Annotated in this window: 4 protein-coding genes and 1 pseudogene; all 5 read left to right on the top strand. The window is 68.3% G+C overall.

Going from position 1 to position 5,783, the window contains the following annotated elements; translation table 11 throughout:
* Window positions 1–212: ComF family protein (locus DQP58_RS25650; protein WP_133259440.1), on the top strand; the 212-nt coding region annotated here is incomplete at its 5' end.
* 333 nt (window positions 213–545) lie between these two features.
* Window positions 546–1,211, top strand: coding sequence for a ribosome hibernation-promoting factor, HPF/YfiA family (gene hpf / locus DQP58_RS25655; RefSeq protein ID WP_112710882.1), 666 nt, complete (start codon window positions 546–548; stop codon window positions 1,209–1,211).
* Between the two features lie 164 nt (window positions 1,212–1,375).
* Complete coding sequence (gene secA, locus DQP58_RS25660) at window positions 1,376–4,204, top strand: preprotein translocase subunit SecA (RefSeq protein WP_112710883.1); 2,829 nt, start codon at window positions 1,376–1,378, stop codon at window positions 4,202–4,204.
* Window positions 4,205–4,361: 157 nt separating this feature from the next.
* On the top strand, window positions 4,362–5,102 hold the full coding sequence (locus tag DQP58_RS25665) for a hypothetical protein (RefSeq protein WP_112710884.1): 741 nt from the start codon (window positions 4,362–4,364) through the stop codon (window positions 5,100–5,102).
* Window positions 5,103–5,135: 33 nt separating this feature from the next.
* Window positions 5,136–5,783: pseudogene (locus DQP58_RS25670) on the top strand (HD domain-containing phosphohydrolase); the annotation flags it as partial.

The raw sequence follows: 5,783 nt of genomic DNA on the forward strand, positions 1-5,783 counted from the left end.
GGGCGCTGACGCGTGATTCGGTGGGGCTGGGCACCGCCGCGCGCGAACGCAACATCACCGGCCGGGTGGTGCTACGCGGCCCACCGCCGCGCACCGAAGTCATGCTCGTCGACGACATCGTCACCACCGGTGCGACCGCGCGCGAGTCGGTGCGCATCCTGCACGCCGCCGGGGTCCGGGTCGCCGCGGTGCTGGCGCTCGCCGCCGTGTGAACCTCACCGCCGCCACGCCGAGCCAGTGAGCCGGCCAAGAGGTTGTCAAGAACTCGCAACAGCCGGACCAAATTAGTGGCTCGGCGGGCGAACACGAGCTAACGTCGAGAACAACGAAGAACGACTCATCGGTCTGACTCACTGGTCGCGATTTTCCAGGTGAGACCCATCCGCGGGAAGGGGTGAGTAATCGACACCTTGCCCCGGCGGGCAGCCTGCGGCGGTAGCCAGTCTCGAACCGCTCTCACCTCGTCGGCGCATCAAGCAGCCGGGCACGCAGGGCGCGTGCGACGTGAAAAGAGAAACGAGTTGTCACGTATGTCAAGGCTATCCGTGGATTCCGGTCAGATTCTGGACCAACCGCCCATCACCGATGAGCAAGCCCCACCGACAACCACCGCCGATGTTGTGTTCAAGGGCCGCAACGTTGAAATCCCCGATCATTACCGTCTGTACGTCTCGCAAAAACTCGCCCGGCTCGAGCGGTTCGACCGCTCCATTTATCTCTTCGACGTCGAGCTCAAGCACGCGCCCAACCGGCGCCAGCGCAAATCCTGTCAGCGCGTGGAGATCACCGCCCGCGGCCGCGGCCCGGTGACCCGGGCGGAGGCCTGCGCCAACAGTTTCTACGCCGCGTTCGAGTCCGCGGTCGACAAGCTGGAGAACCGGCTGCGCCGCGTCAAGGACCGTCGCAAGGTCCACTACGGGGACAAGACCCCGGTGTCACTGGCCGCGGCGACCGCGGTGCCACCCGTCCCGCTGGACAGCGCGCCGCAGCCCGCGCCCGCCGAGCACGACGGCGCCGAAGCCACCCACGAGCCCGGACGGATCGTGCGGACCAAGGAGCACCCGGCCACGCCGATGACGGTCGACGACGCGCTCTACGAGATGGAGCTCGTCGGGCACGACTTCTTCCTGTTCCACGACAAGCAGACCGAACGGCCCTGCGTGGTCTACCGGCGGCACGCCTACGACTACGGCCTGATCCGACTGGGCTGATCGGGCTGTCCTGACGGGGTCTTCGGGCGGCGACCCGCTTCGCCCGGCGGTAGCCGCGCTTGCGATCGCCGCTGCGGCGGCCATTGGGGCGCCGTCGCCTACCATGGGAGTCGCTCAAGAAAGACTCCTACCAACAGGGGCACATCCCAAAAGGGGACAACACCGTGCTGTCGAAGTTGCTGCGCCTTGGCGAAGGTCGCATGCTCAAGCGTCTCAAGCGGGTGTCTGACTACGTCAACACCTTGTCCGACGAGATCGAGAAGCTCACCGACGCCGAGTTGCGGGCCAAGACCGACGAGTTCAAGAAGCGGCACGCCGACGGCGAAAGCCTCGACGACCTGCTGCCCGAGGCCTTCGCGGTGGCCCGCGAGGCGGCCTGGCGGGTGCTCGACCAGCGTCCCTTCGACGTGCAGGTGATGGGCGCGGCGGCGCTGCACTTCGGCAACGTCGCCGAGATGAAGACCGGTGAGGGCAAAACCCTGACCTCGGTGCTGCCGGCCTACCTCAACGGCATCGGCGGCAAGGGCGTGCACGTCGTCACCGTCAACGACTACCTGGCCAAACGCGACAGCGAGTGGATGGGCCGCGTGCACCGCTTCCTCGGCCTGGACGTCGGCGTCATCCTGGCCCAGATGACGCCCGACGAGCGCCGGGTCGCCTACAACGCCGACATCACCTACGGCACCAACAACGAATTCGGGTTCGACTACCTGCGCGACAACATGGCGCACTCGCTCGACGACCTGGTCCAGCGCGGGCACAACTTCGCCATCGTCGACGAGGTCGACTCCATCCTGATCGACGAGGCCCGCACCCCGCTGATCATCTCCGGCCCCGCCGACGGCGCCTCCAACTGGTACCTCGAGTTCGCCCGGCTGGCGCCGCTGATGCAGAAGGACACCCACTACGAGGTGGACCTGCGCAAGCGCACCGTCGGCGTGCACGAGCTGGGCGTGGAGTTCGTCGAGGACCAGCTCGGCATCGACAACCTCTACGAGGCCGCCAACTCGCCGCTGGTGAGCTACCTCAACAACGCGCTGAAGGCCAAGGAGCTGTTCAACCGCGACAAGGACTACATCGTGCGCGACGGCGAGGTCCTGATCGTCGACGAGTTCACCGGCCGCGTGCTCTACGGCCGCCGCTACAACGAGGGCATGCACCAGGCCATCGAGGCCAAGGAGCACGTGGAGATCAAGGCCGAGAACCAGACGCTGGCCACCATCACGCTGCAGAACTACTTCCGCCTCTACGACAAGCTCGCCGGCATGACCGGTACCGCCCAGACCGAGGCGGCCGAGCTGCACGAGATCTACAAGCTCGGCGTGGTGCCCATCCCGACCAACAAGCCGATGATCCGCGCCGACCAATCCGACCTGATCTACAAAACCGAGGAAGCCAAGTACATCGCGGTGGTCGACGACGTCGTCGAGCGCTACGAGAAGGGCCAGCCGGTGCTGATCGGTACGACCAGCGTGGAGCGCTCGGAGTACCTGTCGCGCCAGTTCCAGAAGCGCCGCGTGCCGCACAACGTGCTCAACGCGAAGTTTCACGAGCAGGAGGCGACCATCGTCGCCGTCGCCGGCCGCCGCGGCGGCATCACCGTGGCCACCAACATGGCGGGCCGCGGTACCGACATCGTGCTGGGCGGCAACGCCGACTTCCTCACCGACCAGCGGCTGCGCGAGCGCGGCCTCGACCCAGTCGAGACGCCCGAGGAATACGACGCCGCCTGGCACGAGGAACTGCCCAAGGTCAAGGAGGAGGTCGCCGCCGAGGCCGCCGAGGTGATCGAGGCCGGCGGCCTGTACGTGCTGGGCACCGAGCGGCACGAGTCCCGGCGCATCGACAACCAGCTGCGCGGCCGCTCCGGCCGGCAGGGCGACCCGGGCGAGTCGCGGTTCTACCTGTCGCTGGGCGACGAGCTGATGCGCCGGTTCAACGGCGCCGCGCTGGAGGCGATGCTCAACCGGCTGAACCTGCCCGACGACGTGCCGATCGAGGCCAAGATGGTGACCCGGGCGATCAAGAGCGCCCAGACCCAGGTCGAGCAGCAGAACTTCGAGGTCCGCAAGAACGTCCTGAAGTACGACGAGGTGATGAACCAGCAGCGCAAGGTGATCTACGCCGAGCGCCGCCGCATCCTGGAGGGCGAGAACCTCAAGGAGCAAGCGCTGGACATGGTCCGCGACGTGGTCACCGCCTACGTCAACGGCGCCACCTCCGAGGGCTACGCCGAGGATTGGGACTTAGAAGCGCTGTGGACGGCGCTCAAGACGCTGTACCCGGTGGGCATCGACCATGCGACGCTGACGCGCCGCGACGCCGACGCCGACCTCGACGACCTCACCCGCGAGGAGCTGCTCGAGGCGCTGCTCAAAGACGCCGAAAATGCTTATGCCATAAGGGAAACCGAGCTCGAGGAAATCGCCGGCGAGGGCGCGATGCGCCAGCTGGAGCGCAACGTGCTGCTCAACGTCATCGACCGCAAGTGGCGCGAGCACCTCTACGAAATGGACTACCTCAAGGAGGGCATCGGGCTGCGCGCGATGGCCCAGCGCGATCCGCTGGTCGAGTACCAGCGCGAGGGCTACGACATGTTCATGGCGATGCTCGACGGCATGAAAGAAGAGTCGGTCGGGTTCCTGTTCAATGTCACCGTCGAGGCGGTGCCCAGCCCGCAGGTCGCGCCGGTACAAGCCCCGGAGGGGCTGGCCGAATTCGCCACCGCCGCGGCCGGCAAGCAGGGCGGCGCCGCGACGGCCGTGCGCGAAGAGGCCCCAACCCAGTTGCGCGCCAAAGGCATTGACAACGAAGCGCCGGCCATGACCTACTCCGGCCCAGCGGAGGACGGCTCGGCGGCGGTCCAGCGCAACGGCGGCGATTCCAAGACGCCGGCCGGGGTTCCCGGGGGCGCCAGCCGACGCGAGCGGCGTGCCGCGGCGCGGCAACAGGGTCGCGGCGCCAAGCCACCCAAGTCGGTCAAGCGCCGCTGAGCCCGGCGGTCTGACATCGCCGCCCCGCGCCGAGTGTGAAGTTACCTTCACGTTCGGCGGCGAGCGTGCGCCTAACTTCACACTCGACACCGACGCCCCGGCGATTTGAGGCATCCGCCTCATGCGCCGCGGCGGCGCTCGCGCGGACGATCGACGCATGAACACCTCGCCCCTGGACGCCGCCACCGCCGTCCTGCGCCACCCCGTCCTGCCCGCCGGAGGTGACGAACGCTTCGTCGGCTTCGGCGTGATGGGTCTCCCGTTCGCCAGCGGGCATTACCTGGCGCTGCGGCAGTTTCCGGCGACATCGTTCTCACCCGGCTATCGATCGGTGTGGCATCGCGACCCCGACGGTGTCTGGACGTTCTACGCGACCACGCCCGGGCCGCAGAGCTGCGCCCGTTTCTTCAGCGCGGCCACCCCGCACGCCGCCGTCCAATGCGACATCGAGGTCGCCTGGGTCACCCCGTGGTCGCTGGTCGTCGCGATCCCGAATCTGCTTGCCTGGCAGGTCGATCTGCGCGCCACCGCGTCGACGCGACTGATGAGTGCGGTCGGCGAACGGTTGCCGACGCGCGCCTGGACCAACCGGGCGGCGCTGGCGCTGCTCGGTCTTGTCGCCGGCCCGACCTTGCGCGCCGGCCGGGTCCGGCTGTCCGGAATCGCGCCCAACGGCCAGCGATTCATGATCGCGCCCGCGCGAGTGTGGGCGGTCGCCCGCTCGCGCGCGGTGCTGAGCGACGTCGACCTGGGACCGGTGGGACCGCTAGACCGGCAGGCGAGGCTGGGTGGCTTCCGTCCGCCGCAACGCGGCGTGTTCGCTGTGGGCTCCGGGCATTTCGAGACGTTCGACGCGGCCCGGCACCAGGCCGTGCGGCGCACTATTGCAATCGGGTGACCCCGCGGCGATTAGCTGGGCACAATGAACCTCATGTCGGAGCCTGAATTACCGACCCGCGCGGAGTTGCTGGCGGCGCTGTCGGTGGCGATCGACCTCGGCCTCGGCCAGCCCGCCGAGCACATGCTGCGCGCGGCGCTGATCGCGACCCGGCTGGCCGACCGGCTCGGCCTGGACGGCGACCACCGCGATTGCGCCTACTACACCACCCTGATCATGTGGATCGGCTGCCACGCGGACTCCCACGAATATGCGCGATGGTTCGGCGACGACATCGCGGTGCGCCACGACTCGTATCTGATCGACTGGTCCGGCATCCCGTACCTGCGCTTCCTGGCGAGCAACGTGGGGCGCGGCCAGCCCCTGGCCCACCGGCTGAGCGTGATGGCGACGCTGTTCGCCAACGCGCGCGGTCACATCTCTCGGCTGATCCACTCGCACTGCGCATCGGCGGCCCTGCTGGCGGACCGAATTGGCTTGGGCCCCAACGTGCAAGCCGCGCTGGCGTTCGCGTTCGAGCGCTACGACGGCGGCGGGCTGCCCGCCGGCGTGCGGGGCGACGACATCCCGATCCAGATGCGCATCGCCCAACTCGCCGACATGGTCGAGGTGCACCACCGCACCTTCGGCGTCGCGGGGGCGGTGGCCATGGTGAGCGGCCGACGCGGCGGACAATTCGAT

This window comes from Mycobacterium colombiense, from assembly GCF_003284975.1.
Taxonomy (GTDB): Bacteria; Actinomycetota; Actinomycetes; order Mycobacteriales; family Mycobacteriaceae; genus Mycobacterium; species Mycobacterium europaeum_A.